This is a genomic window from Kocuria sp. CPCC 205258 (assembly GCF_040981005.1).
GTDB lineage: Bacteria > Actinomycetota > Actinomycetes > Actinomycetales > Micrococcaceae > Kocuria > Kocuria rosea.
Window position 1 is genome coordinate 568,711 of sequence record NZ_JAVKPS010000001.1, and the last position, 26,928, is coordinate 595,638.

General features: G+C 73.5%; 27 protein-coding genes. 15 read left to right on the forward strand and 12 right to left on the reverse strand.

All coding sequences use genetic code 11. The features are described from left to right. Positions 1 to 2: 2 nt before the first annotated feature. A complete protein-coding gene (locus RF644_RS02625; RefSeq protein WP_272027440.1) occupies positions 3 to 1,058 on the reverse strand; it encodes a YeeE/YedE family protein in 1,056 nt (351 codons plus the stop codon). 141 nt (positions 1,059 to 1,199) lie between these two features. On the opposite strand from RF644_RS02625, the gene RF644_RS02630 reads away from it, so the two are divergent. After that, complete coding sequence (locus tag RF644_RS02630) at positions 1,200 to 1,697, forward strand: DUF427 domain-containing protein (protein WP_035925365.1); 498 nt, start codon at positions 1,200 to 1,202, stop codon at positions 1,695 to 1,697. Here the strand turns inward: RF644_RS02630 and RF644_RS02635 are convergent. From RF644_RS02635 to RF644_RS02645, 3 genes are read right to left on the reverse strand one after another with little or no spacing between them, the layout of a single operon-like run. Further along, positions 1,666 to 3,060, reverse strand: coding sequence for an MFS transporter (locus RF644_RS02635; RefSeq protein ID WP_133408851.1), 1,395 nt, complete (start codon positions 3,058 to 3,060; stop codon positions 1,666 to 1,668). The two genes, RF644_RS02630 and RF644_RS02635, sit on opposite strands and share 32 nt — an antisense overlap. A gap of 10 nt (positions 3,061 to 3,070) precedes the next feature. After that, on the reverse strand, positions 3,071 to 4,075 hold the full coding sequence (locus tag RF644_RS02640) for a 2Fe-2S iron-sulfur cluster-binding protein (RefSeq protein WP_368795253.1): 1,005 nt from the start codon (positions 4,073 to 4,075) through the stop codon (positions 3,071 to 3,073). A gap of 9 nt (positions 4,076 to 4,084) precedes the next feature. Then, the gene (locus RF644_RS02645) at positions 4,085 to 5,200 is read right to left on the reverse strand and encodes an aromatic ring-hydroxylating dioxygenase subunit alpha (RefSeq protein WP_109269212.1); all 1,116 of its coding nucleotides are present in this window, start codon (positions 5,198 to 5,200) and stop codon (positions 4,085 to 4,087) included. 174 nt (positions 5,201 to 5,374) lie between these two features. Between RF644_RS02645 and RF644_RS02650 the strand changes: the two genes are divergently transcribed. The 6 genes from RF644_RS02650 to RF644_RS02675 all read left to right on the forward strand — a co-directional run bounded on the left by RF644_RS02650 (position 5,375) and on the right by RF644_RS02675 (position 11,065). Next, entirely contained in the window at positions 5,375 to 5,989 is a 615-nt protein-coding gene (locus RF644_RS02650) for a PadR family transcriptional regulator (protein ID WP_035925357.1), read from the forward strand. Between the two features lie 177 nt (positions 5,990 to 6,166). Then, on the forward strand, positions 6,167 to 7,126 hold the full coding sequence (locus tag RF644_RS02655; RefSeq protein ID WP_368795254.1) for a hypothetical protein: 960 nt from the start codon (positions 6,167 to 6,169) through the stop codon (positions 7,124 to 7,126). 83 nt (positions 7,127 to 7,209) lie between these two features. Next, a complete protein-coding gene (locus tag RF644_RS02660) occupies positions 7,210 to 8,262 on the forward strand; it encodes a zinc-dependent alcohol dehydrogenase family protein (RefSeq protein ID WP_368795255.1) in 1,053 nt (350 codons plus the stop codon). A gap of 32 nt (positions 8,263 to 8,294) precedes the next feature. Beyond that, positions 8,295 to 8,798, forward strand: a complete 504-nt coding sequence (locus tag RF644_RS02665; RefSeq protein WP_126350465.1) for a hypothetical protein — start codon at positions 8,295 to 8,297, stop codon at positions 8,796 to 8,798. A gap of 115 nt (positions 8,799 to 8,913) precedes the next feature. Beyond that, positions 8,914 to 9,102, forward strand: a complete 189-nt coding sequence (locus tag RF644_RS02670; RefSeq protein ID WP_017834007.1) for a CsbD family protein — start codon at positions 8,914 to 8,916, stop codon at positions 9,100 to 9,102. 295 nt (positions 9,103 to 9,397) lie between these two features. Next, the gene (locus RF644_RS02675; protein WP_368795256.1) at positions 9,398 to 11,065 is read left to right on the forward strand and encodes an NERD domain-containing protein; all 1,668 of its coding nucleotides are present in this window, start codon (positions 9,398 to 9,400) and stop codon (positions 11,063 to 11,065) included. 28 nt (positions 11,066 to 11,093) lie between these two features. Here the strand turns inward: RF644_RS02675 and RF644_RS02680 are convergent, their stop codons facing one another. The 4 genes from RF644_RS02680 to RF644_RS02695 all read right to left on the reverse strand — a co-directional run bounded on the left by RF644_RS02680 (position 11,094) and on the right by RF644_RS02695 (position 14,492). Further along, positions 11,094 to 11,483, reverse strand: coding sequence for a CBS domain-containing protein (locus tag RF644_RS02680; RefSeq protein WP_368795257.1), 390 nt, complete (start codon positions 11,481 to 11,483; stop codon positions 11,094 to 11,096). A 73-nt stretch (positions 11,484 to 11,556) separates the two neighbouring features. Next, positions 11,557 to 11,910, reverse strand: a complete 354-nt coding sequence (locus RF644_RS02685; RefSeq protein WP_368795259.1) for a transcriptional regulator — start codon at positions 11,908 to 11,910, stop codon at positions 11,557 to 11,559. Next, positions 11,907 to 13,388, reverse strand: coding sequence for a DUF1538 domain-containing protein (locus tag RF644_RS02690; RefSeq protein WP_368795260.1), 1,482 nt, complete (start codon positions 13,386 to 13,388; stop codon positions 11,907 to 11,909). The genes RF644_RS02685 and RF644_RS02690 overlap by 4 nt, the downstream gene beginning before the upstream one ends. A gap of 78 nt (positions 13,389 to 13,466) precedes the next feature. Further along, positions 13,467 to 14,492, reverse strand: a complete 1,026-nt coding sequence (locus tag RF644_RS02695; protein ID WP_144836387.1) for a DUF368 domain-containing protein — start codon at positions 14,490 to 14,492, stop codon at positions 13,467 to 13,469. Between the two features lie 139 nt (positions 14,493 to 14,631). Between RF644_RS02695 and RF644_RS02700 the strand changes: the two genes are divergently transcribed. The 8 genes from RF644_RS02700 to RF644_RS02735 all read left to right on the forward strand — a co-directional run bounded on the left by RF644_RS02700 (position 14,632) and on the right by RF644_RS02735 (position 21,654). Then, entirely contained in the window at positions 14,632 to 16,074 is a 1,443-nt protein-coding gene (locus RF644_RS02700; protein ID WP_126350468.1) for a sodium/glutamate symporter, read from the forward strand. Between the two features lie 6 nt (positions 16,075 to 16,080). After that, positions 16,081 to 16,839: a dienelactone hydrolase family protein gene (locus RF644_RS02705; protein WP_368795261.1), complete on the forward strand. Its 759-nt coding sequence runs from the start codon at positions 16,081 to 16,083 to the stop codon at positions 16,837 to 16,839. A gap of 271 nt (positions 16,840 to 17,110) precedes the next feature. Next, positions 17,111 to 17,332 carry a hypothetical protein gene (locus RF644_RS02710; protein WP_017834012.1) on the forward strand — a complete coding sequence of 74 codons (222 nt, stop codon included), beginning with the start codon at positions 17,111 to 17,113 and terminating at the stop codon, positions 17,330 to 17,332. A gap of 103 nt (positions 17,333 to 17,435) precedes the next feature. After that, positions 17,436 to 18,308: an N-acetylglucosamine kinase gene (locus RF644_RS02715; protein ID WP_368795262.1), complete on the forward strand. Its 873-nt coding sequence runs from the start codon at positions 17,436 to 17,438 to the stop codon at positions 18,306 to 18,308. A gap of 34 nt (positions 18,309 to 18,342) precedes the next feature. Continuing rightward, complete coding sequence (locus RF644_RS02720) at positions 18,343 to 19,284, forward strand: DMT family transporter (RefSeq protein ID WP_368795263.1); 942 nt, start codon at positions 18,343 to 18,345, stop codon at positions 19,282 to 19,284. A 45-nt stretch (positions 19,285 to 19,329) separates the two neighbouring features. Beyond that, complete coding sequence (locus RF644_RS02725) at positions 19,330 to 19,536, forward strand: hypothetical protein (RefSeq protein ID WP_017834015.1); 207 nt, start codon at positions 19,330 to 19,332, stop codon at positions 19,534 to 19,536. A 55-nt stretch (positions 19,537 to 19,591) separates the two neighbouring features. Next, positions 19,592 to 20,731 carry an NAD(P)/FAD-dependent oxidoreductase gene (locus RF644_RS02730; protein WP_368795264.1) on the forward strand — a complete coding sequence of 380 codons (1,140 nt, stop codon included), beginning with the start codon at positions 19,592 to 19,594 and terminating at the stop codon, positions 20,729 to 20,731. A 137-nt stretch (positions 20,732 to 20,868) separates the two neighbouring features. Next, the gene (locus tag RF644_RS02735) at positions 20,869 to 21,654 is read left to right on the forward strand and encodes a VOC family protein (protein WP_368795265.1); all 786 of its coding nucleotides are present in this window, start codon (positions 20,869 to 20,871) and stop codon (positions 21,652 to 21,654) included. An 18-nt stretch (positions 21,655 to 21,672) separates the two neighbouring features. On the opposite strand, the gene RF644_RS02740 is transcribed toward RF644_RS02735, so the two are convergent. The 4 genes from RF644_RS02740 to RF644_RS02755 all read right to left on the reverse strand — a co-directional run bounded on the left by RF644_RS02740 (position 21,673) and on the right by RF644_RS02755 (position 26,928). After that, entirely contained in the window at positions 21,673 to 22,506 is an 834-nt protein-coding gene (locus tag RF644_RS02740) for a hypothetical protein (protein WP_368795266.1), read from the reverse strand. Continuing rightward, entirely contained in the window at positions 22,503 to 23,297 is a 795-nt protein-coding gene (locus tag RF644_RS02745; protein WP_368795267.1) for a ferritin-like domain-containing protein, read from the reverse strand. Before RF644_RS02745 ends, RF644_RS02740 begins: the two co-directional genes overlap by 4 nt. A 107-nt stretch (positions 23,298 to 23,404) precedes the next feature. Beyond that, positions 23,405 to 24,877: a rhamnulokinase family protein gene (locus RF644_RS02750; protein WP_368795268.1), complete on the reverse strand. Its 1,473-nt coding sequence runs from the start codon at positions 24,875 to 24,877 to the stop codon at positions 23,405 to 23,407. Positions 24,878 to 24,882: 5 nt separating this feature from the next. Further along, positions 24,883 to 26,928 carry a bifunctional aldolase/short-chain dehydrogenase gene (locus tag RF644_RS02755; RefSeq protein WP_368795269.1) on the reverse strand — a complete coding sequence of 682 codons (2,046 nt, stop codon included), beginning with the start codon at positions 26,926 to 26,928 and terminating at the stop codon, positions 24,883 to 24,885.

Here is a 26,928-nt window from a genome sequence, read left to right on the forward strand (position 1 = left end):
GGTCAGACGCCGGCCGGGACGCGGCCCGGGGCGGCGGACGTCTTGCGGGGGGCGATGAAGAGCTTGGCGGCCGCGCCGGTGCCGAGGATCATGACGGCGAAGCTGACCCAGCCCTGCCACTCGAACGCGGCGGTGGCGACCAGGGCGTTGCCGATGGTGCAGCCCCCGGCCCACGCCGCGCCGACGCCCATGAGGGCGCCGCCGCCGATGGAGCGGACGATGGTCTGCGCGTCGGGAACGCGGAGCTTGAACTCGCCCGAGCCCTTGGCCGCGATGAACGAGCCGATCAGGATGCCCAGGACCAGGAACACGCCCCAGTCGACGAGCTCGACGTCGCCCGTGGTCAGGTAGCTCGCGATGTTCGCGGACGGGGTGGTGATGCCGAGACCCGACTCGCGGCCGGTGGCCCAGCTGGCGGGCCAGGCGATGATCGCGATGACGCCGATGACCACGGCGGTGGCGAACGGGTTCCAGGCCTTCTCGAACAGCAGGTGGTTCAGACCGGTCCGCTCCGGCGGGAGCGTGGCCATCTTCATCCGCGGCTTGGTGAGGTGGTGGCGGGCCCACAGGCCGGTGACGGCGACGAGGGCCAGCACGAGCACCCACGGGGAGACGCCGAGGGTCTCGTGGATCGAGCCCTGGGTGCCGACCGTCACGCCGCGCATGGCCTCGGTGGTCCCGGCCAGCGGGCCGTACTTGGAGATGGTCGCGAACAGCGCATAGAAGATGAGCGCGAACCAGGAGCCGACGAGCCCCTCGGAGGCGCGGTAGTAGGTGCCGGTGGCGCAGCCGCCGGCGAGGACGATGCCGAAGCCGAAGACGAAGCCGCCCACGATCGTGGCCAGCCACGGGAAGGCCGAGGCCTCGAGGGTGATGACGCCGAGGGCGTTCAGCACCCAGATGCCGACCGCCTGGACGGCGATGGCCACGAAGAAGGCGGACAGCCACCACGTGTTCTTCGCGATCCAGACGTCGCGGAACGCGCCGGTGACGCAGAAGCGGCCGCGCTGGAGGACGAATCCGAGGGCGGCGCCGATGAGAAGTCCTGAGATGAGCACCCCAGAACCTTATGATTTCCGGGGCAAGCACTCCAGGGTGTCGTCATGCGCCGTAGCATAGTGATGCAGCACTCACCACTGTGTGACGCCCGAAGACCGCGCCGGCCGGCGCGGACGGGCGGGCGTCCGGATGGAGCGCAGATGAGACGACCCCGGCCCGAGACCCCCGGCCCCGGCCAGGAGTCCGTGTGGGACTACCCGAGACCGCCCCGGACCGAGCCCACCCGGGAGCACGTGGAGGTGTGGCTGGGCGGTGCGCGCATCGCCTCCACCACGGCCGCGCTGCGGGTGCTCGAGACCAGCCACCCGCCCACCTACTACCTGCCCCGCGAGGCCTTCGCCGAGGGCGCCCTGGTCCCGTGCGAGGGGGGCTCGTGGTGCGAGTGGAAGGGCGCGGCGGCGTACTTCGACGTCCGGGGCGGGACCCGCACCGCGCCGCGGGCGGCCTGGACCTACCCCTCCCCCGCGCCGGGCTTCGAGTCCCTGCGCGGGCACGTGGCGCTGATGCCCGGGATGATGGACCGGTGCCTCGTCGCCGGGGAGCAGGTGCTCCCGCAGGAGGGCGGTTTCTACGGGGGCTGGATCACCTCGCGGGTGGTCGGTCCGTTCAAGGGCGCTCCGGGGACCCGGGGCTGGTGAGCCCCGGCCGCTCACCGGCCGGTCCGGCCGCGCCCGCGGCGGACGCGGCGGCGGACTCCTCGGCGGTCTCCTCGTAGGGGCGCAGCCGGACGAGGGCCAGGGCCGCGAGCGCGACGACGACCGCCACGCCGACGTAGAGCTGCGTGGGGGTCCAGCCGGTGTCCAGCAGCGCGCCGACCGCGATGGGGGCGAGGATCGCCCCGGCCCGGCCGACCCCGATGCCCCAGCCCACGCCGGTGGTCCGGATGCCGGGCTCGTAGGTCATGGGCGCCACGGTGTAGAGCCCGGCGATGCAGCCGTTGATGAGCATGCCGACCACCACGCCGGAGGAGAACGCCAGCAGGGGCACGGACGTGGTGGTGATGAACAGCACGAGGGTCACCGCGGAGAGCACCGTGAAGGCCATCAGGGTCAGCCGTTCGTCCCACCGGGTGGTCAGCGCGCCGTAGAGCAGGGACCCGAAGGTGCCGCCCATCGTGAGCATGAGCCCGCCGACGATGCCCTGCTGCTCGGTCATCCCGGTCTCCACGAGGAGCCGGGGCGTCCAGGAGTTGGCGAAGTAGAAGCCGAACATGATGACGAAGAAGGCCGCCCAGAGCAGGAGGGTCGCGGTGCGGTAGCGGCCGCTGAGCAGCAGGCCCACGCTGCTCCGCCGCTCGCCGGCGCCGGCCGGGACGGGGCCGAGCTCGACCTCCCCCTCGAGGCGCAGGCGACGGGCGATGCGGTCGAGCTTCTGCACGGCGCCAGCGGGCCGCCGGGTGCGGAGGTAGTCCACGGACTCGGGCAGCACGGCCAGCACGAGCGCGATCGCCACGAGGGTGAGCAGGCCGCCGGTGAGGAACACGGAGCGCCAGCCGAAGGCGGGGATCAGCTGGGTCGCGCCCATGCCGCCGAGGGTGGCGCCCACGCCGTAGCCCGCGGTGAAGATGCTCACGGCCATGCCGCGGTGGCGGGCGCTGGCGTACTCACTGGTGATCACCGTGGCGGAGGCGAGGATGCCGCCCACGCCCAGGCCGGTGACGACGCGCCACAGCCCGAGCTCGAGCACGGACCCGGCCGTGGTGGACAGGAACAGGCCGAGGGCGTTGACGGCGAGCGCCAGCACGAGGATCCTCCGCCGGCCGTACCGGTCCGCGAAGGGCCCGAGGACGAGGGAGCCCACGGCCATGCCGATGAGCCCGGCGCTGAGCAGCCAGCCCAGCTGGGAGCCGGAGAGCCCGAACTCCTCGGTCACGGAGGTGGCCGTGAACGCCATGGCGAGCACGTCGTAGCCGTCGAGGGCGTTGAGGAACGTGGTCACCGCGATGATGAGCCACTGGTACGACGACATCCTGGATGCGTCGATCTGGTGTCGGATGTCCATGGGGAGCCTCTCAGGGGACGTCGATGGTGAGGACGGCGGCCGGGCGCTCGCCGGGATCGGCCGCCGGCGCGGCGGAGACGACCCGCGAGACGCAGCAGCACATGGACGTGCCGGTCTGCTTCTGCCGGTCCGAGTAGAACACGTCGCGGTGGTCGATCCGCCCGGCCAGGCCGAGGACCTTGACCTGGCAGAGCCCGCACTCGCCCTTGCGGCAGTCGGACATCATGTCGAGCCCCTCCCGCTCGAGGGCCTCGAGCAGGGACTCGTCGGGGCCGACGACGGCCTCGGCGCCCAGCCGGGGGACGCGGACCACGAACGGCTCGGCCTCGAACCAGCCGCTGTTGCCGAAGGTCTCGTAGCGCAGGCCGGTCGGGTCCAGCCCCCGCTCGGCCCAGGCGCGGCGCACCGCGTCCATGAGCCGGATGGGGCCGCACATGTAGAGCTCGGCGCCCGCCGGCACGCCGGCCACGAGGGCCGGGACGTCGAGCGAGCCGCCCTCGTCGTCGACGTGCGCCTCGAGCCGCTCCCCGTGCAGGGCGCGCAGGTCGTCGAGGTAGGCCATCGCGGCGCGGGAGCGGGCGACGTAGACGAGGCGGTAGTCCGCGCCGAGCCGGCGCAGCAGCGCCGCCATCCCGGCGATCGCGGTGATGCCGATGCCGCCGGCCAGCAGGACGTAGGTCGGGGCCCCCACGCGCAGCGGGAAGTTCTGCAGCGGCTGGGTGATCTCGAGGACCTGCCCGGGCTCGAGACCGTGCATGAAGATCGAGCCGCCTCGGGAGGTGGGGGTGCGGAAGACGCTGACGGCGAGCTGCGCGCCGTCGTCGTCGGCGTCGACCACGGAGTAGGAGCGCACCTGCTCCTCGCCGTGGACGAGGACGCGGACGTCCACGTGCTCGCCCGGCCGCACCGGGCAGGGCCGGTCGGGGCGCAGGACGACGCGCCGGATGCCGGCGGCGACGTCCTCGACGGCGACGACGGCGGCGCGCTGCCAGACCTCGTGCTGGGAATCGGCCACGGCCCCTCCTCAGGCCCCGGCGGGAGCGGCCGGGGCGGCGGCGGGGCGGCCCTCGGCCTCGAGCGCGCGCTCGAGGAGCCGGCGCACCCACATCCCGCCCATGTCGATGTTGAGGTTGTAGAACTCGTGCTCGGGGTTGGCGTCGATGGCCGCCTGCTGGGCCTGCAGCATGGCCTCGTCCTCCCCGAACACCCCGTGCACGCCGTTGCGCAGCTGGGTGGTGATGAGCTGGCTCTCCAGGCGGTAGTTGCGCATGAAGGCCCAGAAGTAGTGGCAGGAGCGGTCCGTCTCCGGGGTGATCGTGTTCATCACGTAGCCGTTGACCCCGCGGGAGCGGTCCCCCTCGGGCGCCCCGGTGCCGGCCTCGGCGACGCCGACGTCGATGCAGATGGTGGAGGGGAAGGTGTAGTGGATGATCTGCCAGCGGTCCACCTTGCCCTCGAAGCCGGGGAACCGGTCCCGCATGTTCTTGAGCCAGAAGGGCGGGGGGTCGATGTTGCGCATCCAGCGGGTCACGGTCACGGAGCGCTCGTCGTGGGTGGTCTCGAACTCCGACTCGGAGAGCTCCTCCTGGCCGATGCTGGAGGAGTGCACGAACTCCTCGTGCGTGAGGTCCATGAGGTTGTCCAGGACGAGCTGGTAGTTGCAGGGGGCGTGGATGGTCTCCCCGTCGCCGGCCCACTCGGGGCTGTCCATCTGGTGCATGTCGGGCAGCAGGGCGGGGTCCGCCCGCGTGGGGTCGCCCAGCCACACCCACACGTAGCGGTGGCGCTCGAGCACCGGGTAGGACGGCACGGTGGCGGAGGGGTTCAGCGTCTCCTGGGCGGGCATCGAGGTGCACCGCCCCGCGGCGTTGTAGCGCAGGCCGTGGTACGGGCACTGGATCTCGTCGCGGCCCACCAGCTTCCCCTGGGAGAGCGGGGCGAGCCGGTGCCAGCAGGCGTCCGCCAGGGCCACGGGGCGGCCGTCCTCGGTGCGGTACAGGGCCAGCGGGCGTCCCGCCACGGTGCGGGAGAGGATGCCCTTCCCGGTGATCTCGTGGTCCCACCCCGCCACGTACCAGGCGTCGAGCGGGTGGGACAGGAGCTTGGCGGTGGAGGTGGTCCTCGTGGCGGCGACGGTCATGGTGCGGTCCTCTGCTGGGCGGTCCGGGGCGAGCACGATCCACTCACTATCTCGATAGATAGTCGTGGCGCAGGACACACAATACCTATGTCCATAGTGAGTGACAAGGGTCACGGGCCCGGCTCCCGGCTAGGCTCAGCAGGACGACCCCTGCTGCGACGGAAGGAACCGCCCGTGAGCCTCCGCTCGGCCCTGCTGGCACTGCTCTCCTCGGGGCCGCTGACGGGCTACGACGTGGTCAAGCAGTTCAGCTCCTCCGTGGGCCACGTGTGGCACGCCCCCGACTCGCAGATCTACCCGGAGCTGCGCAAGATGCACGCGGAGGGGCTGCTCACGAGCCGGCCCGTCCCGTGGGGCTCGCGCGGGGCCACCAAGACGGAGTACTCGATCACGCCCGAGGGCGAGCGCGCCCTGCGGCAGTGGCAGGACCAGCCGCTCGGCTACGTCCGGGAGCGGGATCCCGCCCACCTGCGGGCCGCCTACTTCGAGTGGGCCTCCCCCGGCGCCGCGGCCGCGCAGCTGCACGCCCACATCGAGCACTACCGGGACCAGCGCGCGCAGGCCCTCCAGCAGATCAGGGCGCTCCAGGACCGCACGAGCCCCACGCTGGCGCGCCGGCTGGCGGCCAATCCCGAGGAGCAGTGGGAGCGGATCACCCGGTTCAAGGTCTTCGCCTACGAGGGGCAGGTGGCCCGCGCCGACCAGGAGATCGCCTGGGCCGAGCGCGGCCTGCGGCTGCTCGAGGAGCTGGGCGAGCTGGGCGGGCCCGGGGAGTCCGGCACCGCCTGAGGTCCGGCGGGCCACCGGGTCCCGGGCTGCCCGGGTCGTGGGGTCCGGGACCGCCCGGGTCGCCGCGTGACGCACCTGCGCCGCGGCCGGCACCGTTCCGGGTCCTGTTCCCGTCCGGCGCACCGGCCGGTGCGTAGGCTGGGCGGACCCCCCTGCCCCTCGGCCCCAGGACAGACCATGACCCGCTCGCCGCTGCCCCGCCCCCTCGTCCCGGCCCTGTGCGCCGCGCTCCTCCTGACCGGCTGCGCCCAGGGCGCCGGCAGCGGCTCGGCGGCGACACCGGCGGCGGACGCGTCGCCGTCGTCGGCCGCCCCCTCCCCGACCCCCGTGCCCGAGGAGCCCGCGGAGCTGATCGGCGGGGGCACCGAGGTGTTCCCCGACCGGCGGATGGTCGCCCTGTACGGCCGCCCCGGGACGCCGGCGCTGGGCGTGCTCGGGGAGCAGGGCCCCGAGGAGTCCGCCGTCCGGGCGAAGGAGCTCGCCGCCCAGTACGAGCCCTTCAGCGACGTGCCCGTGGTCCCCGCGTTCGAGATCATCGCGACCACGGCCTCCGCGGGCCCCGGCGAGGACGGGGACTACTCCGAGGAGCTCCCGGTCGAGGAGCTGCGCCCGTACGTGGAGGCCGCGGCGGAGCACGGCGTCTACGTGGTGCTGGACCTCCAGCCCGGCCGGCAGGACTTCCTGAGCCAGGCGCAGCAGTACCAGGAGCTGCTCGAGCTCCCCAACGTGGGCCTGGCCCTGGACCCGGAGTGGCGGCTGGGGCCGGACCAGCTGCACATGGTGCAGATCGGCTCGGTGGACGCCGCGGAGATCAACGCGACCACGGCGTGGCTCGCCGGTCTGACCCGGGACAACGACCTGCCGCAGAAGGTGGTGGTCCTGCACCAGTTCGCGGAGTCGATGATCACGAACCGCCACCTCGTGGACGCCTCCCGCCCGGAGCTCGCGCTGGTCCTGCACGCCGACGGCCACGGCACCCCCGAGCTGAAGAAGGGGACGTGGGAGCGGCTGCAGCAGGGCCTGCCGGAGGGGATCCGGATGGCGTGGAAGAACTTCTACGACGAGGACACGCCCACCTTCACGCCGGAGGAGACGTCCGCGATCGAGCCGCAGCCATGGTTCGTCTCCTACCAGTGAGCCCTGCCGGCCCGGGATCCTCGCGCCTACGATGAGGACGGGCGGCCCGGCAGCCCGCCGGACCGGCGACCGAGGAGGACCCCATGAAGGCACTCGTCTACCACGGACCGGGCCGCAAGGCCTGGGAGGAGGTCCCGGACCCGACCCTCCAGGACCCCACCGACGTCATCGCGAAGGTCGACACGACCACCATCTGCGGCACCGACCTGCACATCCTCAAGGGCGACGTCCCCGCCGTCGTCGACGGCCGGGTCCTCGGCCACGAGGCGGTCGGCACGATCACCGAGGTCGGGGACGCCGTGACCGGGCTGAGGCCCGGCGACCGGATCATCATCCCCGCGGTCACCAACTGCGGGAAGTGCTCCTACTGCAGGAACAACCAGCCCTCCCACTGCCAGACCCTGGGCGGCGTCGGATGGGTGTTCGGGCATCTCATCGACGGCACGCAGGCCGAGTACGTGCGCGTGCCGTTCGCGGAGACCTCCGTGCACAAGGTCCCGGAGGGCCTCGACGACGAGGACGTCCTGTTCCTGACCGACGCCCTGCCCACGGGCTTCGAGATCGGCATCCTCAACGGCAACACGAAGCCCGGCGACACAGTCGCGATCGTGGGCGCGGGGCCGGTGGGCCTGGGCGCGGTCATGACGGCGAACCTCTGCGGCGCCGGGCGCGTCATCACCGTGGACCTCGACGAGAACCGGATGGACAAGGCCCTCGAGCTCGGGGCCACGGACAAGGTCAACGCCGGGGACCCGGACGCCGTCGAGCGGATCAGGGCGCTGTCCCCGGACGGTCTCGGCGTGGACGTGGCCATCGAGGCCGTGGGCGTGCCCCAGACCTTCCGGACCTGCCTGGACGTGGTCCGGCCCTACGGCACGGTGGCCAACGCCGGCGTGCACGGCAAGCCGGTGGAGCTGCCCCTGGACCGGATGTGGATCTCCAACGTCCGCATCAACATGGGGCTCGTGGACTGCCGCACCGTGGGCAGCCTGCTCAACATGGTCCGCTCCGGCCGGCTGGACGCGAAGGCGATGGCCACCCACCGCTTCACCATGTCCCAGATGGAGGAGGCCTACGAGCTGTTCGGCAACGCCGCGCAGCACCGGGCGGTGAAGGTGGTCATCACGGCGGACTGAGCCGCCGGCCCGGCGCTTGCTAGCGTGTGCCCGTGCGGACCGACAGACTCCAGAGCCCCCGGCAGCGCAGGACCATCGACCGGCTGGCCCGGTGGCTCGTCCGCGCCCACGGGACCGAGCCCGGATGGGACGCGCTCGTGCTGGACGTCCTGAGCGTGGGCCGGGACCTGCGCCTGCAGGTGCGGGAGGTCCGCGGCGACCGCACGACCCGCCGCCCCGTGGACGCCGAGGGCCTGCGCAGCACCCCGCGCCGGCTGGCCCGGGCCCTCCAGGAGGACTACGCCGACCTCGTGGACGGGTCGTGGCTGTCCGCCACGCTGATCGTCACCGTGGCCGGGCGGCGCTGGCAGCGCCCCGGGGTGGAGCTCGTGCTCAACTACGACGACGACCCCGCCCTCCCGGCGCACGCCCCGCACCCGGTCGCCGCGGAGGACTGGCGCCGGCACCTCGGGCGCTACCGGAGGATGGACCGCAGGATCCCGGCCTGGCTGCGCGAGCGCCTGACCGCGGCCGGCCTCGACGTCCCGGAGCGCTGAGCGGGCGCTGTTCGCCCTGGGGGGAATGACTCCTCCCGGGGCGCCCCGCCTGTTCCCTCAGCATGCTGAGGGGTCTACGCTGGTAGCACCTGTTCACCGACCGGAGGGAGAGCCCATGGGACTCGGAGACAAGATCAGCAACGCCGCGGAGAAGGCGGGCGGCACCGCTAAGGAAAAGGTCGGCGACGCCACCGACAACCGCGACCTCCAGGCCGAGGGCCAGGCGGACAAGCTGTCCGGCAGCGCCAAGCAGGCCGGCGAGAACGTCAAGGACGCGGGCAAGAACTTCAAGGACGGAATGTAGCAGCACGGTTCAGCCGTCGAACCACCCGGAGGGCCCCGGTGTCGCAGTCGACACCGGGGCCCTTCGCCGTGCTCCGCCTCCCCCCGCCGCCGCGAGGGGCCGCGTTCCGCCTCCTCCCACCGCGAGGGGTCGCGTTCCGCCTCCTCTCACCGCGAGGGGTCGCGTCCTGTCGGATTGCGCCGCTCGTACCGGCAGAACGCGACCCGCCGGCACGAGGGGGTCGCGGATCGCGCCTCGTCACGCGACGGCGCACTGCCTCCCGGTTGCGATGGCACATCCTGGGTAGCCTGGGGCCATGCCGCAGACCTTCCCGGAGTCCCCGGAGTTCCCGCCCGGCTTCGAGGCGGAGCAGTGCGTCTGGGAGGCGCTGCGGGCGCAGCTCCCCGCGGACGCGGTGCTGATCTCGGGGCAGCGCATCACCGGGGACGAGGTCGAGGCGGAGCTGGACCTTCTCGTGCTGTGGCCGGGTGTGGGCAACGCGGTGATCGAGGTGAAGGGCGGGGAGGTCTCGGTCCGGAACGGGCAGTGGCACCAGTCAGGCCGGGGTGGGGCGCACCGGCTGAAGCGGTCGCCGCTGGAGCAGGCCCGGTCCGGGATGCACGCCCTCCTGGACTACCTGGCGCCGCGGCTGTCCCGTGGGGGCGGGCGGACCACGTTCTTCGCTGATCTGCCCTACACGCGCCTGCCCGGGGACTGGGACGTCCCCGACGCCCCGCGGGACCGGTTGTTCGACTGCACCGACCTGGACGGCATCGCCGGACGGCTGAACCAGGTGCTGCGCCGCAGCACGCAGGCCTACCGCCCACCGGATGCGATCACCGTGGAGCTGATCGTCAAGAACCTGCGCCGCACCCACCTGTCCCTGTGCAACGTGCAGGACCTCGCCCGGGAGCTCGAGGACTCCGGCAACCAGCTCACCCGGGAGCAGGAGCGCACCCTGTCCCTGCTGCGGTGGCAGCACCGCGCGCAGATCACCGGAGGCGCCGGTTCCGGCAAGACCCACATGGCCATGCTCAAAGCCCGCCGGCTGACCCGCGACGGGCATCGCACAGCGCTCGTGTGCTACTCCCGGGGGCTCGCGCGGTACTTCGAGCTGATGTCCCGGGCGTGGCCGGAGGAGGAGCGCCCGGCGTACATCGGGCTGTTCCACCGGCTGCCCGTCGAATGGGGTGCGGAGCCCGGCGAGGACGACGACCCCGACTACTGGGAGCACCGGCTCCCCCAGCGGCTGCGGGAGCTGGCCGCCGCCCGTCCGGACGGGGACCGGTTCGACGCGATCGTCGTGGACGAGGGACAGGACTTCGGGGAGCTGTGGTGGGAGGCGCTGGTCCAGTGTCTCGAGGACCCGGACCGGGGCGTGCTGTTCGTGTTCACCGACGAGCACCAGCGCATCTTCGACCGGGACGGGCACGCCCCCATCGACCTCAACCCGTTCCCGCTGGACGACAACCTGCGCAACACCGCCACCATTGCCCGGGCCTTCGCCCCGCTCGCCCGGGAGCCGCAGCGGTGCCGGAACGGGAAGGGTCCGGCGGTGCGGTTCGTCGACGTCGAGCCGGGGGCGGTCCTGGAGCTCGCCGACGACGCCGTGGTCGCCCTCCAGGACGAGGGGTGGGACCCGGGCCGCATCGCGCTGCTGACCACCGGCAGGCGCCACCCGGTGCAGCGGGAGATCGTGGACACGGAGGGCTTCGGAGCCTACTGGGACGGGCACTTCGCGGAGGAGGACGTCTTCTACGGGCACGTCCTGGGATTCAAGGGCCTCGAGCGCTCGGCCGTGGTCCTGGCGGTCAACGGCTTCCAGGACATGGCCCGGGCCCAGCACATGGTCTACGTGGGCATGTCCCGCGCGAGGTCGCTGCTCGTCGTCGTCGGCCCCCGCGAGGTCGTGGAGGAGGCCGCCGGCCCGCGCCTGATGGCCGCGCTCGACGCGGGCGAGGCATGGCGCCCGCCCGCGGGCTGACCCGCAGCCGCCCCTGCCGGCGGGCCGGTCAGATGAGGTCGCTGATCAGCCGCGCCAGGATGTCGTTCATCGCCAGCAGCCCGATGAGCTCGTTGCCCTGGACCACCACCAGGCGGTTGAGCCGGAAGCGAGTCATCAGCGCCGCGGCCTGGTTCACGGACAGGTCCTCGCCGACCGTGACCACCGGCTTGACCGCGGCGTCGTAGACGTTGAGGAGGTCCACGTCCCCCTCCTCCGCCACGATGGCCTGCAGCAGCTCGCTGTAGCTGAGCAGCCCGTAGCCGTCGTGGGGGTGCTGCGGCTCCACCACCAGGCTCTTGACCTGGCGGGTGCTCATGGTCGACAGCGCCTCCCGCAGGGTGCTGTAGGGGGAGATGGTGATGACGTCGCGCACCATGACGTCCTTGACGGTCAGCACGGGGTTCCTCCTGGGAATCTCGGACGGTGGGAATCTCGGACGGAGCTCGATCGGGGGTCGAACGGGCGCCGGGTCAGGCGCCCTCGCGGCGCATGTGCTCCTCGAACCGGGCGACCTGCTGCATGTCGATGCCCGTGAGGTGGTCGATGGGGATGCTGAAGGCGATGCCGCGGGAGCCGCCGCCGCCGTCGACGAGCAGGTCGTGCATCACCTTGAGGATGGGCGTGGCCAGGTGCGTGCCCACGACCATCAGGAGCACGGTCTGGGCGCCCTCGAAGGTCAGGCCGAAGAAGGTGCGCTTGGTCTCGCCCCCGATGCCCTTGCCCGGGAGGATGGTCACGCCCGTGGCCCCGGCGCGCTGGGACTGCTCGATGACGGTGTCCTCGAGGTCGTCGGGGGCGATGACCACCACGGCGGTGAACTTCATGTCGGCTCCTTCTGCAGGCGGGGGATCCTCTCCAGGATCATGGCGTACCCGAGCACCGAGATGATCGGGAAGATGGACGCGAAGGCGATCAGGCCGAAGCCGTCGATCAGCACGTCCCGGCCCTCGATCGCGCCCGCGAGCCCGATGCCGAGGGCGGTCACGAGGGGCACGGTGACCTCCGAGGTGGTGACGCCGCCGAGGTCGAAGGCGAGGGCCACGATGTGCTTCGGCGCCAGCAGGACCAGGACGATGACCACGGCGTAGGCGGCCATGATCACGTAGTGCAGCGGTGCTCCCACGAGGATGCGGTACACGCCCAGGGTGATGCCGACCGCCACGCCGACGGCCACGACGAGCCGGATGGCGGAACCGCTGATCCGGCCCGGCGAGGCCGCCTCGGCCTGCTCGCCGATGGCCACCAGGGCCGGCTCGGCCATGGTCGTGGCGAAGCCGATGAGCAGGGCGAAGAGCAGGATGAGGGCGGGCGCTCCGCGCTCGATCAGCTGCTCCGCCATGATCGTCCCGATGGGGAAGAGCCCCATCTTGAGGCCGACGACGAACGCGTACAGCCCCACGAGGACCATCACGAAGCCCACGGCGACGCGCAGCGGGTGGGCCACGCCGCGCCGCAGCACCACGTACTGGAAGAACAGGACCACGAGCACCATGGGCAGCACGTCCCGGACCATCTCCGCGAGCCCCAGCACGTGTTCCAGGGCCCAATGCACCGGGGCGCTCCCGGACCCGGCGGCGCCGACGGCCGCGGCGTCGCCGAACGTGTAGACCCAGATCCCGTACAGCTGCACGCCGATCATCGGAACCATGACGCACAGGGCCACGAGGCCGAAGCCGTCCGAGAGCGCGCTGCGGCCCCGGATCGAGTTGGCGAGACCGATCCCGATGGCGGCGATCAGCGGCACGGTGACGATGTTCGTGGTGACGCCGCCGGAGTCGTAGGCGAGGCCCACGATCTCCGGCGGGGCGACGTACGTGGCGACGAGGACGAGCACGTAGCCGGGCAGGAGCAGCCTCTGCACCGCCCAGCCCCGCAGGATGCGCAGGATGCCGAGGACGAGCACCGCGCCCACGGACACGGCGATGACGAGGCGCAGCACAAGGGCGCTGATCCGCCCCTCGCTGACGAGCTCGGCCTGCTCGGCCACGGCGATCAGCGCGGGCTCGGCGACCACGGCGGCGAAGCCGATGGCGAAGCCGAACGGGAGCAGCAGCCCCAGGGCGCCGCGGCGGGCGAACTGGTTGGCCAGGTTCTTGCCGACCGGGAACACGCTGAGGTCGAGGCCCTGCAGGAACAGGGCGATGCCGACGCCCACGACCAGCAGCCCGGCGACGAGCCGCAGGGGCTGCTCCGGGACCTCCCGGAACACGGCCAGCTGGAACACCACGACCACCACCACGATGGGCAGCAGACTCCGCAGGGCCTTCAGGAACTCCCGGGAGAAGTGCGTGAGGTGCTCCATGGGCGCTGCCGGACCTCCTCCGGGGGAGCCGCGGGCGGGGTGTCTCCCGCCAGTCTGTCGCGGCCGGCCCGGGGCCGTCTACCGGGCGCTGTCCGCGGCGTCGTCGCCGGACTCGACGCCGGCGAGCTCCTCCTGGGAGCCGTGCCCGGTGCGCGCCCGGGTGCGGGCGTCGACGGCCAGCAGGGCGAGGACGACGACGCAGCCGGCCGCCGCCGCGAGCAGCTGCACCCACCAGTCCCCCTCGGGGGAGAGCAGCGTGCGGTCCTCGAGCTGCCAGGGCCACAGCGTGCGCAGGGCGCCGAGCATGAGCCCGGTGAGCGCCAGCATGGTGACGCGGTGGTGGTGGTCGAGGAGCCACTGCAGGCCCTTGACGATGACCACCATGCCCAGGGCCGCCCCGAGGAAGAACAGGGACAGGTAGCCGAGGTCGAGCTCGTCGACGGCCCGCAGCGTCGGCTGGTAGAGCCCGATCGTCAGGAGCAGGAAGGAGCCGGAGAGCCCGGGGAGCAGCAGCGCGGACACCGCGACCATGGCCGCGAGCACGATGAGCAGCGGCGCGGGGGCCACCGTGGTGGGCGGCACGGACACGAGCACGAACGCGAGCACGGCCGCGAGCGCCACGACGGCGGCGTCCCGGGCCCGCAGGGCCCCGCCCGCCAGACGGAGGGGCACCCCGATGGAGGCCAGGACCATGCCGAAGAACAGCGCCCGCATGGTGACGGGGTACTCCTCGACAAGGTGGCTCATGGGCCCGGCCACGGTGAGCAGGGCCGCGACCATGCCGATCACCACGGGCACCACGATCCGCCAGTGCACCCGGGCCAGGTGGTGCCGCACCCCGGCGGCGCGGTCGGGCCCGAGCAGCGCCCGCCTGCCGGCGGAGACCACGTGCCCGGCGGAGTTGATGAGCTCGTCGTAGATGCCGACCACGAGGGCCACGGTGCCGCCGCTGACCCCGGGGACGGTCTCGACCACGCCGATGAGCGCGCCGCGCACCACGTTGCCCGGGATGCTGCGGCGCACCTCCCCGCCGGGGGTGGTCGTGGCGGTGGTCGTGGTGGCCGGCGGTGTCGAGGGACGGTCCGGGGGCGACGAGGGCGTCACAGGTGCTCCTGGGCAGGGGAAGAGGGGACGCCTGCCAGGGTACCGGGGCGGGCGCCCGCCCCGGCGGCCCCGGGTGTGCCGCCGGACACGCGTGCGTAGACTGGCCCGACCGCACGAGCCTTCGACCCAGGAGCCCGCCATGAGCCCCAACCACGTCGGTTTCGCCCTGATCCTGCTGGCAGCGCTGTTCCTCGTGGGGAAGTGGTTGCGGGTCCGGGTGCGGTGGATCCAGAAGATCTTCCTGCCCAGCTCCATCATCGCGGGCTTCCTCGCCCTGCTCGCCGGCCCCCAGGTCCTGGGCCGGGTCGGGGAGGCCGCCGGGGTCGGCTGGCTCGCGGACGGGGGCGTGTTCACCCCGGAGATCCTCGAGGTCTGGGCCGCCCTGCCCAGCCTGCTCATCAGCGTGGTCTTCGCGACGCTCTTCCTCGGGGCGTCCATCCCCGGTCCGCGGCGCGTCGCCCGGCTCGCCGGCCCGCAGCTGTCGGTGGGTCTCGCCTTCGGCTCCGGCCAGTACGTCGTCGGCCTGCTGCTGGTGATCGCGGTCCTCGGGCCCCTGTTCGGGATCTCCCCCATGGCCGGGGCCCTCATCGAGATCGGCTTCGAGGGCGGCCACGGCACCGCGGCCGGGATGCGCCCCGTGATGGAGGAGCTCGGCTTCGAGGAGGGCGCGGACCTGGCCCTGGGCATGGCCACGATCGGCCTGGTGGGCGGCATCGTCATCGGGATCGCCGTCATCAACTGGGGCGTGCGCACCGGGCGCACCAAGGTGCTCAAGGGCAACGTGGAGCAGTCCGTCGAGGAGCAGAAGGGCCTCTACCGCCGGGACGAGAACATCCCCGCGGCCATGATGACCTCCCGGCCGGCCTCGATCGAGCCGCTGACCCTGCACGTGGCCGTGGTGGGCATCGCGATCCTCATCGGCTACCTCATCCTCACGGCCCTGCAGTGGGTCGAGCAGGCCCTGTGGGCGGACACCGTGGAGCTGCTCGCGTTCGTTCCTCTGTTCCCGCTCGCCATGCTGGGCGGCGTGGTGGTGCAGCTGGTGATGGACTGGCGGGGCATCGGCCACCTGCTGGACCACCAGATGATGCTGCGCATCCAGGGGCTCGCCCTCGACTTCCTGATCCTCGCCGCGATCGCGACCCTGTCCCTCACCGCGATCGCCGCGAACTGGGAGGTCTTCCTGGTCCTGTCCGTCGCCGGCGTCGTCTTCTGCACCGGCTTCCTGCTCCTCTTCGTGCCCAAGGTCATCCCCGACTACTGGCTCGAGCGCGGCATCGCGGACTTCGGTCAGTCCATGGGTGTCACCGCCACCGGCCTCATCCTGATGCGCATCGCCGACCCGCACGACGAGAGCCCGGCGATGGAGGCCTTCGGCTACAAGCAGCTGTTCTTCGAGCCGTTCTTCGGCGGCGGGCTGATCACCGCCGCCTCGGTGCCGCTGATCTACCAGTTCGGCCCGTGGCCGCTGCTCGTCGTCATGTCGGTGCTGTTCGTGGTGGCGCTGGTCGGCGGCATGTCCTACCGCAAGCGGCTCGTGGCGGCCGGCTCCGCCGACGCCGTGCACGCCCGGCAGGCCTGACGGGCCATGAGCGACGTCCTCGTGGCCACCGGTCACGGGCAGATGCCCGTCCACGTGGCGGTGCCCGACGGCCCGGGGCCCTGGCCTGGGGTGGTGCTCGTGCACGACTTCACCGGGATGAGCCAGGACCTGCGCCACCAGGCGGACTGGCTGGCAGGGGCGGGGTTCCTCGCCGTGGCCCCGGACCTCTTCCACTGGGGCGGCCGGCTCCGCTGCCTGCGCACGATCATGAAGGACATCGGCGCCCGCCGGGGACGCACGTTCGACGACGTCGAGGCGGCGCGGTCCTGGCTCGCCGCGCGCCCCGACTGCACGGGCCGGATCGGGGTCGTCGGCTTCTGCATGGGCGGCGGCTACGCGCTCGCCCTCGCCGTGGAGCACGGGTTCTCGGCCGCGAGCACGAACTACGGCGGGTGCCCCGAGGGCGCCGAGCAGTGGCTCCCGGACGCCTGCCCCATCGTGGGCAGCTACGGCGGGGCGGACACCACTCCCCTGGGCGCCGACGCCGGCCGCCGCCTGGAGGGCATCCTCACTGAGACCGAGGTGGCGCACGACATCAGGATCTACCCCGGGGTGGGTCACGGCTTCATGAACGACCACGACCCCGAGGACCTCTCGCCGATGCTGCGGGTGCTCGGCCGGTTCAGCCGCACGACCTACGACGACCCGGCCACCCAGGACGCCCGGCGCCGGATCGTCGCGTTCTTCGACCGGCACCTGCGGGAGCCGGCCGATCCGGACGGAGCGCAAGGCTCCGAGGGCTGAGCACCCGGCACGAGGGCGCGCACGACACGGATGACGGTGTGCGACGACGATTTCGTGACGTGTTGTTGTTCACGCGCCCGGCCGGGACGGCCGTCACAGAACGCCGCCCTCGGCACCCTCCGAGCAACCGTTGCAGGTTGCCGACCGGACGGGGGTGTGACGAAGCTCAAGACCCGCGGGCCGTTTGTCAAATCGGGGTCGCTGCGCAGGTCACCGCGGCCAGTGCACCATGGAAGCACACACGAACGAAGACTTGATGGGAGGTGGCGGAATGACCGCTGCTGAGAAGTGGATGACCGACCTGAGCCAGATCCAGCCCGGCGACCGGCTCGAGATCTGGGACGAGTTCTACGAGAGCTGCATCGGCACCGTGGGGCAGGTCTCGCACCCCCTGGGCGTCCTGTGGGTCCTCGAGGCCGGCACCGGCGTCCGCCGGCTGTTCTCCTTCGAGGACTGCCGCCTGCGCCCCGCGCCCCTGGCCCTCGCGGCCTGACCGGACACGGTCCACGACGCCCGATCGGGCCGGTTCGCACCGGCGCCCGGTCGGGCGTCGTCGTGCCCTGGGCCGGCCCGGCCGCGCACGGCAGGATGGACCCATGAGCATCCTCATCGGCCTGGACATCGGCGGCACCACGACCCACGGCCTGCGGGCCGAGGACGGCCGCCCGGTGCAGGAGGCCGTCGGCGGCAGCGCCAACGTGCAGAACGTCAGTCCCGCCGAGGCCTCCCGGGCCCTGGCCGGCGTCCTCGGTGAGCTGGGCTCCTCGGCCGCGGACGTGGTCGTGGCGGGGGCGGGCGGCGTCGACACGCCCGCGGACGCCGAGGCGCTGCGCGCGCTCATCGCCCCGCACACGGGGGCGGCGCGGATCGTCGTCGTGCACGACACCCGGCTGGTCCTGGCCGCCGGCGGGTGCAGCACCGGCATCGCGGTCATCGCCGGCACCGGCTCCGCCGCCTGGGGCGCCGCCCCGGACGGCCGGGAGGCCCGGGCCGGCGGCTGGGGGCACCTGCTGGGCGACGAGGGCAGCGGCTACTGGCTGGGCCGGGAGCTCGTGCGCCGCGCCCTCGCCCGGCTCGACGACGGGCTGCGGCCCGACGCCCTGGACCGGGCGGTGCTGGCGCACTGCGGGATTCCCGAGCCCGGTCAGCTCATCGAGCGCTTCCACAGCGGCGCGGACCGCGGGTTCTGGGCCGGGCTCTCCCGGGTCGCCTTCGAGGCCGCGGCGCACGACGACGACGCCCTGCAGCTGGTGGAGCGCGCGGCCGGGGCGCTGGCCGACCTCGCCGCCACCGTGTCCCGGCGGCTGGAGCTGACCGGCCCGGTGGTGGTGGGCGGTGGCCTGGCACGGCACCAGCCGCTGCTGCGGGACCGGCTGCAGCAGGCCGCCGCGGCCCGCGGTCTCGGGGAGCTGCGGGTGCTCGATCGCGATCCCGTGCACGGCGCCCTGCGTCTCGGCGAGCGCCGGTGACGGCAGAGCCGCCGGGGAGCCCTACCCTGAACGGGTGACCACCCTCGCTCCCGCCCGCGGCCCCCGGCTGCGCCCGACCCTCTACGTGCTGGCCGCCGTCGTCTCCGTCCAGTTCGGCGGGGCCCTCGCCGCCGTCCTGGTGCCCCTGATCGGGGCGTCCGCCACGGTGACCATGCGGCTGCTCATCAGCGCCGCAATCATGCTGGCCGTCATCCGGCCGCGGCTGCGCGGCCGGAGCCGGGAGGCGTGGCGGTCCGGCCTGTTCTTCGGGGCGGCCCTGGCCGGCATGAACTTCGCGTTCTACCAGTCCCTGGCCACCCTCCCGCTGGGCGTGGCCGTGACCATCGAGTTCCTGGGCCCCCTCGCCCTGTCCGCCGTGCTCTCCCGCCGCGGCCGGGACGTCCTCGCCGTGGCGGCGGCCCTGGGCGGGATCGTGCTCATCTCCCAGGCCCTCACCGTGCCGTGGGCAGAGCTCGACCTCGCCGGCATCGCCTGGGCGGCGCTGGCCGGGGCGGGCTGGGCCGCCTACATCCTGGGCAGCCGGTCCGCGGGCCGGCACTTCGACCAGCTGGACGGTCTCGCCGTGGCCCTGGTCGTGGCGGCGGTCCTGGTCACCCCCGTGGGTGTCCTCACGGCGCACGTCCCCGCCCTGACGTGGGGCGTGCTGGGCGCGGGGGTGGGGATCGCGATGCTCTCCTCCGTGGTCCCCTACTCCCTCGAGCTGCTCGCGCTGCGGGCCATCCCGCCCAAGGTCTTCGGGATCCTGCTGAGCCTGGAGCCCGCGGTCGCGGCCCTCGCCGGGCTGCTGGTGCTCGGCCAGGCGCTCACGGGCCCGCAGCTCGTGGGCATGGGCCTGGTGGTGGCCGCGAGCGCCGTGATCATGGTGGGCGGGGGCTCCCCCGAGCTCGCCGCGGCGGACCCGGCGGCGGACCCGGCGGCGGACCCGGCGGCGGACCCGGCGGTCCGCGAAAACTGATCAGTCCCCTGTTCAATGTCGGACGGCCGTGATGGGATGGAGACCATGGAAGCCAACGAGATCATGGACCGCATCCGCTCCGCCCGGGACCACGCCCTGGAGCAGGAGCGCGAGGAGCGCAGCAACATCGAGAACGCCGACACCGCGGACAAGCAGGGCGCGGCGAGCGTGCGCCTGGCCACCCGGCAGGCCGTGCGGGAGGCCTTCGACGACATCCTCGGCGAGAGCACCGACCCCGGGCAGGACGGCTGAGCGCCCGGACGGCCGCGCGCCCGACCGGCGTGACGAGCGTCCCCGGAGTCCTCCGGTGACCCGCACGGCCGTGGTCGGCGCGGGCATCGTGGGCCTGGCCGCCGCCCACGCCCTGCGGGCGCGCGGTGCCGACGTGACCCTGTACGAGTCCGGGCCGCCCGGCGGCGGGCAGTCCGCCGGGCAGGGCCGGATCTTCCGGCACGCCCACGAGGACCCCCGGTTGGTGGCGCTGGTCGCCCGCAGCCGGGCCCTGTGGCGGGAGTGGGAGGAGGAGTTCGGCGTCGAGCTGGTCTCCCCCGACGGCGCCGTGGCGATCGGGGACGGAGTCGAGGACAAGCTCCGCACCCTGGAGCCGTTCGAGGACGTCCCCGTGCGGCGTCTGTCGCCCGCGGAGCTGCACGAGCGGCTGCCGCTGCTGGCCGACTGGACCGGCCCGGCGATGCTCGACGTCCGCGGCGGTGCCATCCGCACCCTCGCCGCCGTCGCGGCGCTGTCGCGGCGGCTCGAGGGGTCGATGCTGCGCGAGCACGTGCTCGCGGTCCGGCGCACGGGCACGGGAGCGGTGGAGGTGCGCACCGGGACCACCTGCGAGACCTACGACCACGTGGTGCTGTGCGCCGGCCGGGGCACCGCCCCGCTGGCCCGCGGCGCCGGGCTCGACCTGCCCGTGGAGGTGGGCGCCCACGTCCGCCTCACGTTCGCCCTGGCCCCGGACGGACCGGCCCATCACGGTGCGGTCCCGGACGGAGCGCCCCCCGGTGTCGCTCGAGGCCTGCCGACCTTCCAGGACGGCAGCGGCGCCTTCGGCGAGACCGGCGTGTACGCCGCGCCGTATCCGGACGGCCGCCACTTCTCGGTGGGCCTCAGCGCCGACACGCCGGCCCACCCGGACGGCGGCCTCGCCGATCCCGCGGCGCTCGCCGCCCTGGCCGACCGGACCGTGGCCTACGTGCGGCGCGCCCTGCCCGGCCTGGACCCGCGCCCGGTGGACCACGTGCACTGCTGGGTCACCCGGCTGCCCTGGGGCGACGACGGCGTGGGGATCTGGTCCGAGGACGGGCTCACCGCCCTCGCCGGGCACAACCTGTTCAAGCAGGCCCCCGCGCTCGGCGAGGCGCTCGCCGGGACCGTGCTGACCGGCACGGTCCCCGGCCACCTCCACCACGGGGAGCATCTGGGCCGCTCCGCCGGCTGAGCGGGCCCGTTAGCGCGTCCGAGCGGGCGCCTAGCCTGGAACGTGTCGGAGGTCACACCGCACCGTGTCCGGGTCCCGGACTTCGTGGCGGGCCCCCGGCGGCACCGCTGCACCCGCTTCCCGGAAGGACCCTCGCCATGACCACGCACACCGAACCCTGGCCGGCCGGCACGCCCTGCTGGGTGGACCTGATGGCTTCTGACCTGGGCCGCACCCAGGCCTTCTACCGCGACGTGCTCGGCTGGACCTACTCCGAGTCCCAGCCCGAGTACGGCGGCTACTGCAACGCGCTGATCGGCGGTCGGGCCGTCGCCGGGCTCTCCCCCACCATGGAGGGCATGGCCGACGCCCCGCACGTCTGGTCGGTCTATCTGGCCACCGAGGACATCTCCGCCCATGCCGCCCGGGCGGTCGAGGCCGGGGCCACCCCGGTGTTCGAGCCCATGGAGGTCGGGGCCTTCGGCTCCATGGGGATGTGGGTCGACCGCACCGGGGCGGCCTTCGGCATGTGGCAGGCCCGCGAGCACACCGGTTTCGAGGCGTACGGGGAGCCCGGCGCGGTGGTCTGGTGCGATCTCATGACCGGCGATCCCGCCGCCGCTCAAGGCTTCTACGCCGCGGTCTTCGGCTACGCCTACCAGGACATCGGCGACGACCGGATGCCCTACGCCCTGTTCACCGTTCCCGGCGGGCAGATGCCCGCCGGCGGCATCGGCGGTCTCGACCCCGCGGCCGGTGACGCCCGGCCCGGCTGGTCGGTCGCGTTCCAGGTCGAGGACGTCGACGCCGCCGTGCGCCGCGTGCGCGAGGCCGGGGGGTCGGTCGTCCAGGAGCCCTCCGACTTCGAGTACGGGCGGATGGCGGCCGTCGCGGGACCCGACCAGGAGGTCTTCGTGCTGATGATCCCGAAGGAGGAGATGTAGCCCCCCTGCCGGGGCGCCTCAGCCCCGGTCGAGGCGTCCCAGCGCCGCGGCGACCGGGCGGGCGCCGGCCAGACCGGGCAGCGCGGCGAGGTCCTCGTCGATCGCCAGCAGGTCGGCACGGGCGGCCGGGTCCGCGTACAGCCGGCGGACCCACGCCCGGTGCGGACCGGGGTCGCCGTAGCGGGTACCGGGCCACCGCCACCGGGCCGCCCCGGAGCGGCCGAGCCGGCGCGCGCTCGCGCTGCGGGCCAGTCGCGCTCCGGCCTCCTCGGCGAAGAACGCCAGGTGCCGCTCCTTCAGCCGCACGATCTCCCGGGCCGTGCCGGCCAGCCGGGGTTCGACTGCCCCCAGCCGCCGGTAGACCGCGGCGAGCACGCCGGTGTCGAGTCCTCCGGTGACCATCTGGGCGCCGGTGGTCTCGGTGCCCAACAGGTTGCTGGAGACCGCGCCGAGCGCGGGCCGGGCCCGTTCGTCCCAGGTCCGCCGGGCCCGGCCGAGGGGCGTGTCGGCGGGCTCCCGGGCGGTGCGGCCGTTGGCGGCCAGGACCGCTCCCAGGGTCTCGGCGAGCCAGTGCTGCTCGTAGGCCCACGCGGTGAGGAAGGCCGTCACCCGGGCCTCGGCGTGGGTGGGGGTGACCAGCAGGTCCCGCAGCCGGTCCAGCAGGCCGCGCTCGACGCACCACAGGTGCGCCAGCACTTCCAGGGTCCCGGGGGCGAGGTCGCTCAGTGCCTGGAGGTCGAGGTCGGCCGGGCGCAGCGCGTGCGGGTCGCGCGCGTAGGCGCGCACGTCGAACCGGGGCGCGCGCACGACGGACCGGGGGGCGTCCACCGCGGAGGTGCTGCTCGCGCTCACGCGGCCACGCCCCGGGCGTCCAGGGCATCGGCCACCACCGTCAGTCCCTCCATGCCGGGCAGCTTCGCGATCTGGCGGTCGATGGCCTCGACCTCCCGGCGGCCCTCGGCCCCGGCGAAGAGATGGCCCATGACGTGGGTGACCTCCTCCTCGGACGAGACCCCGGAGCCGACCGGCTGCCAGGCGGTACGCAGGGCCAGGCGGGCGAGCTTCTGCGCCTTCGGGTTGTCCTGCAGCCGGGCCCGGGCCTGGGTGGTGTAGAACGCGATGTGCTTGGTCTCCTGCGCGGCGATGCGCCGCAGCAGCGGGGCCAGCACGGGGTGGTCCTCGAGCGCGGCCAGGCGCCGGTAGGCGGCGGCCGCGGAGCGTTCGTTCACCGCGCCCCAGAGCATGTGCACGGCGACGAAGTCGGTGCCCACGATGTTGGACAGCAGCGACTGCTTGACCGGGCCCACCCGGTCGCGCCAGCCGAGCTTGACCCGCTTGGCCTTGAGCTCGTCGAAGGCCACGGTGATCCCGTGCAGGGAGAGCACGTGGGCGAGGGCCTCCCCGTGCCAGAACTCCTCCCGGTTCCACATGGTCATGAAGGTGCTGACCTCGGGGTCCTTGCGGGAGGGGCTGACGAGCATGTCCCGCAGGTAGCAGACGGTGTGGAACTCGACGTCGCACATGTACCGCAGCGTGCGCAGCGTCTCCGGGGGCAGGGGGTCCTCGCGCAGGGCCTCGAGCCCCAGGTCCTCCCAGTGCAGACTGGTGGACTCCTCGGCGAACCGGTCGATGTTGAAGGCCATGACGCCTCTTTCTCCTCCTCGATGGGGTGCTCTCGTGAGGATGTTCGGCGCCGGGGCGGCATCGGATGGGTGGGAGGAGCTGTGCCGGGACCGAGCGCCCCCGCCCGCTACGACCGGCGGGCGGGGCTGAGCACCCGCGGTTCGTAGCGGACGGGTTCGAACGTCCGGGCTACGAGCTCCCGCAGGGCCTCCAGGGTGCCGGAGAGGACGCCGGCGGCCCGCAGCTGGACCAGGACGTTGCCGATCGCGGTGGCCTCCACGGGGCCGGCGTGCACGGTGCGACCGGTGCGGTCGGCGGTGAGCTGGCACAGCAGCGCGTTCTGCGACCCGCCGCCCACCACGTGCACGGTGCGGATGCTCCGCCCGGACAGCCGCTCGGCCTGCTCGATCGTGGTGGCGTAGGCCGCGGCCAGGGACTCCAGGATCGAGCGCACCACCTCGGCGCGGCCGCGCGGGGGCTCGACGTCGTGCTCCCGGCACCAGGCGGTGATGCGGGCGGGCATGTCCCCCGGGGCGGTGAAGCGGTCGTCGGTGGCGTCGAAGACGGCCACGGGGCGGGTCACGGCGGCGGCCTCGGCGAGCAGGGCCGCGAGGTCGCTGCTGCGCTGGGCGTCGGTGGCGCCGGGCCCGTCCCAGGTGCGCATGGACTCGGTGAGCAGCCACAGTCCCGAGACGTTCTTCAGGTAGCGGACCCGCCCGTCCACCCCGCCCTCGTTGGTGAAGTTCGCCGCCCGGCTCTCCTCGCCGAGCACCGGGGCCTCCAGCTCGATGCCGACCAGCGACCAGGTCCCGGAGGAGATGAAGGCCGCGTCCTCGGCGGTGCTCGGCACGGCGGCCACGGCGGAGGCGGTGTCGTGGGAGCCGACGGCGGTGACCGGCAGGCCCGGGCCGGCGCCGAGCTCGGCCGCCACCGCCGGCAGCAGCGCACCGATCGTGGTGCCGGGGGCGACGACGGGGGCGAGCAGCTCCCGGGCGAACCCGAGCTCGTCCAGCAGCCCGGTGTCCCACTGCCCGGTGCGGGCGTCGAGCAGACCGGTGGTGGAGGCGTTGGTGGCCTCGGCGACCTGCTGCCCGGTGAGCCAGTAGGCGACGAGGTCGGGGATCAGCAGGGCCCGGTCGGCCACGGCCAGGTCCCCGGCGAGCCGGTCGGCGGCGAGCTGGAAGACCGTGTTGAACGGCAGGTGCTGCAGCCCGTTGCGCCGGTACAGCTCCTCCCGCCCCACCCGTGCGTGGACCGCCGCCACCCCGGCGGCGGTGCGCTCGTCCCGGTAGTGGTAGGGCACCCCGAGCATCCGCCCGTGGCGCAGCAGCGCGTAGTCCACCGCCCAGGAGTCGACGCCGACGGAGACGACGTCGTCCTCCTGGCGGAGGGCCTGGGCCAGCCCGGCGGTCACGGACCGGTGGAGCTCGGTGATGTTCCAGTGCAGCCCGGCCCGGTCCCCCTCGTGCAGGCGCACGGGCTGGTTGGGGAAGCGGGCCACGTGGCGCATCCGGAGCCGCCCGTCCACGAGGCCGCCGAGGATCACGCGCCCGCTGGTGGCCCCGAGGTCGACCGCGGCGACCGCCGCGGTGGTGCGCACCGGGCTCACCGGAGGAAGGCGGCGGCCACGCCGGCGTCGACGGGCACGTGCAGGCCGGTGGTGTGGGAGAAGTCGGCGGTGCACAGGGCGAAGACCGCGTTGGCGACGTTCTCGGGCAGCACCTCCCGCTTGAGCAGGGTGCGCTGGGCGTAGTACGCGCCCAGCTCCTCCTCCGGCACGCCGTAGACCGCGGCGCGCTTGGCGCCCCAGCCGCCGGCGAAGATCCCGGAGCCGCGCACCACGCCGTCCGGGTTGATGCCGTTGACCTTGATCCCGTGCTCGCCCAGCTCGGCGGCGAGCAGCCGGACCTGGTGGGCCTGGTCGGCCTTGGTGGCGGAGTAGGCGATGTTGTTGGGCCCGGCGAAGATCGAGTTCTTCGAGGAGATGTAGACGATGTCCCCGCCCAGCCCCTGGGCGATGAGCACGCGGGCCGCGTTCTTGGAGACCAGGAAGGAGCCCTTGGCCATCACGTCGTGCTGCAGGTCCCAGTCCTTCTCGGTGGTCTCCAGCAGCGGCTTGGACAGCGACAGGCCGGCGTTGTTGACCACCAGGTCCAGCCCGCCGAAGGCGAGGACGGCCGCCTCGATCGCGGCCTGCACGGCGGCCTCGTCCGAGACGTCGACGGCGACGCCGACGGCCACGTCGGTCCCGCCGAGCTCCGCGGCCGCGGCGCGGGCCTTCTCGGCGTCCAGGTCGGCGATGACCACGCAGGCGCCCTCGTCGGCCAGGCGGGTGGCGATGGCCCTGCCGATGCCCGAGGCCGCGCCGGTCACGAGGGCGATCCGGGTGGCCAGCGGCTGGGGCTCGGGCATGCGGGCGAGCTTGGCCTCCTCCAGGGCCCAGTACTCGATGCGGAACTTCTCGGCCTCGTCGATCGGGGCGTAGGCGGAGATGCCCTCGGCCCCGCGCATGACGTTGATCGCGTTGAGGTAGAACTCCCCGGCCACCCGGGCGGTCTGCTTGTCCTTGCCGAAGGAGAACATGCCCACCCCGGGGACGAGCACGATCGCCGGGTCCGCCCCGCGGATCGCGGGCGAGTCCGGGCCGGCGTGGCGGTCGTAGTAGGCCTGGTAGTCCGCGCGGTAGGCCTCATGCAGCTCCTTCAGCCGCGCGACGCAGTCCTCGACCGGGGCGCCGGCGGGCAGGTCCAGGACGAGGGGCTTGACCTTGGTGCGCAGGAAGTGGTCCGGGCAGGAGGTGCCCAGTGCGGCCAGGCGCGGGTGTGTGGTGCCGGCGAGGAACTCCAGCACCCGGGCGTCGTCGGTGAAGTGGCCCACCTGCGGGCGGTCGGCGGAGGCCAGCCCGCGGATCACGGGGGCCAGGGCCGCGGCCTTGGCCCGGCGCTGCTCCTCCGGCAGCGCCCGGTAGCCGTCCAGGACCGGGCCGAAGGGCTCGGGCCGGCCGTGCTGGTCGATGTACTGCTCGGCGGTGCGGATGATCCACAGCGAGTTCTGCTCGGACTCCTCGCTGGTGGCGCCCCACGCGGTGATGCCGTGCCCGCCGAGGATGCACCCGATCGCCTCCGGGTTCGCCTCCTTGATCGCCGCGATGTCCAGGCCCAGCTGGAAGCCGGGGCGGCGCCAGGGCACCCACACGACCTTCCCGCCGAAGATCTCGCCGGTGAGCCGCTCCCCGTCGGCGGCGGTGGCGACCGCGATGCCGGAGTCGGGGTGCAGGTGGTCCACGTGCGGGGCGTCGACCAGCCCGTGCATGGCCGTGTCGATGGACGGCGCCGCCCCGCCCGCCCCGTGCAGGCAGTAGTCGAAGGCCGCGACCATCTCATCCTCGTGCTCGACCCCGCGGTAGACACCGGTCAGTGCGCGGACCCGGTCCAGCCGCAGCGCGGCGAGGCCCTTCTCGGTGAGGGTGCCGAGGTCCCCGCCGGAACCCTTGACCCACAGCAGCTCGACGCCCTCGCCCGTGACGGGATCGGTCGCGGTGCCCTTGGCGGAGGTGTTCCCGCCGGCGTAGTTCGTGTTCTTCGGGTCCGCGCCGAGCCGGTTGGAGCGGGCGATCAGGTCGGCGACGACGGAGTGCGTGGTGGTCTGCAT

Bases quoted from the DNA above. Each gene is read 5' to 3' on its own strand.
- RF644_RS02700 (WP_126350468.1), top strand. From the start codon at position 14,632: ATGAGCCCCAACCACGTCGGTTTCGCCCTGATCCTGCTGGCAGCGCTG.
- RF644_RS02670 (WP_017834007.1), top strand. From the start codon at position 8,914: ATGGGACTCGGAGACAAGATCAGCAACGCCGCGGAGAAGGCGGGCGGC.
- RF644_RS02690 (WP_368795260.1), bottom strand. From the start codon at position 13,388: ATGGAGCACCTCACGCACTTCTCCCGGGAGTTCCTGAAGGCCCTGCGG.
- RF644_RS02745 (WP_368795267.1), bottom strand. From the start codon at position 23,297: ATGGCCTTCAACATCGACCGGTTCGCCGAGGAGTCCACCAGTCTGCAC.
- RF644_RS02630 (WP_035925365.1), top strand. From the start codon at position 1,200: ATGAGACGACCCCGGCCCGAGACCCCCGGCCCCGGCCAGGAGTCCGTG.
- RF644_RS02705 (WP_368795261.1), top strand. From the start codon at position 16,081: ATGAGCGACGTCCTCGTGGCCACCGGTCACGGGCAGATGCCCGTCCAC.
- RF644_RS02755 (WP_368795269.1), bottom strand. From the start codon at position 26,928: ATGCAGACCACCACGCACTCCGTCGTCGCCGACCTGATCGCCCGCTCC.
- RF644_RS02675 (WP_368795256.1), top strand. From the start codon at position 9,398: ATGCCGCAGACCTTCCCGGAGTCCCCGGAGTTCCCGCCCGGCTTCGAG.
- RF644_RS02715 (WP_368795262.1), top strand. From the start codon at position 17,436: ATGAGCATCCTCATCGGCCTGGACATCGGCGGCACCACGACCCACGGC.
- RF644_RS02660 (WP_368795255.1), top strand. From the start codon at position 7,210: ATGAAGGCACTCGTCTACCACGGACCGGGCCGCAAGGCCTGGGAGGAG.
- RF644_RS02635 (WP_133408851.1), bottom strand. From the start codon at position 3,060: ATGGACATCCGACACCAGATCGACGCATCCAGGATGTCGTCGTACCAG.
- RF644_RS02685 (WP_368795259.1), bottom strand. From the start codon at position 11,910: ATGAAGTTCACCGCCGTGGTGGTCATCGCCCCCGACGACCTCGAGGAC.
- RF644_RS02710 (WP_017834012.1), top strand. From the start codon at position 17,111: ATGACCGCTGCTGAGAAGTGGATGACCGACCTGAGCCAGATCCAGCCC.
- RF644_RS02655 (WP_368795254.1), top strand. From the start codon at position 6,167: ATGACCCGCTCGCCGCTGCCCCGCCCCCTCGTCCCGGCCCTGTGCGCC.
- RF644_RS02735 (WP_368795265.1), top strand. From the start codon at position 20,869: ATGACCACGCACACCGAACCCTGGCCGGCCGGCACGCCCTGCTGGGTG.
- RF644_RS02645 (WP_109269212.1), bottom strand. From the start codon at position 5,200: ATGACCGTCGCCGCCACGAGGACCACCTCCACCGCCAAGCTCCTGTCC.
- RF644_RS02725 (WP_017834015.1), top strand. From the start codon at position 19,330: ATGGAAGCCAACGAGATCATGGACCGCATCCGCTCCGCCCGGGACCAC.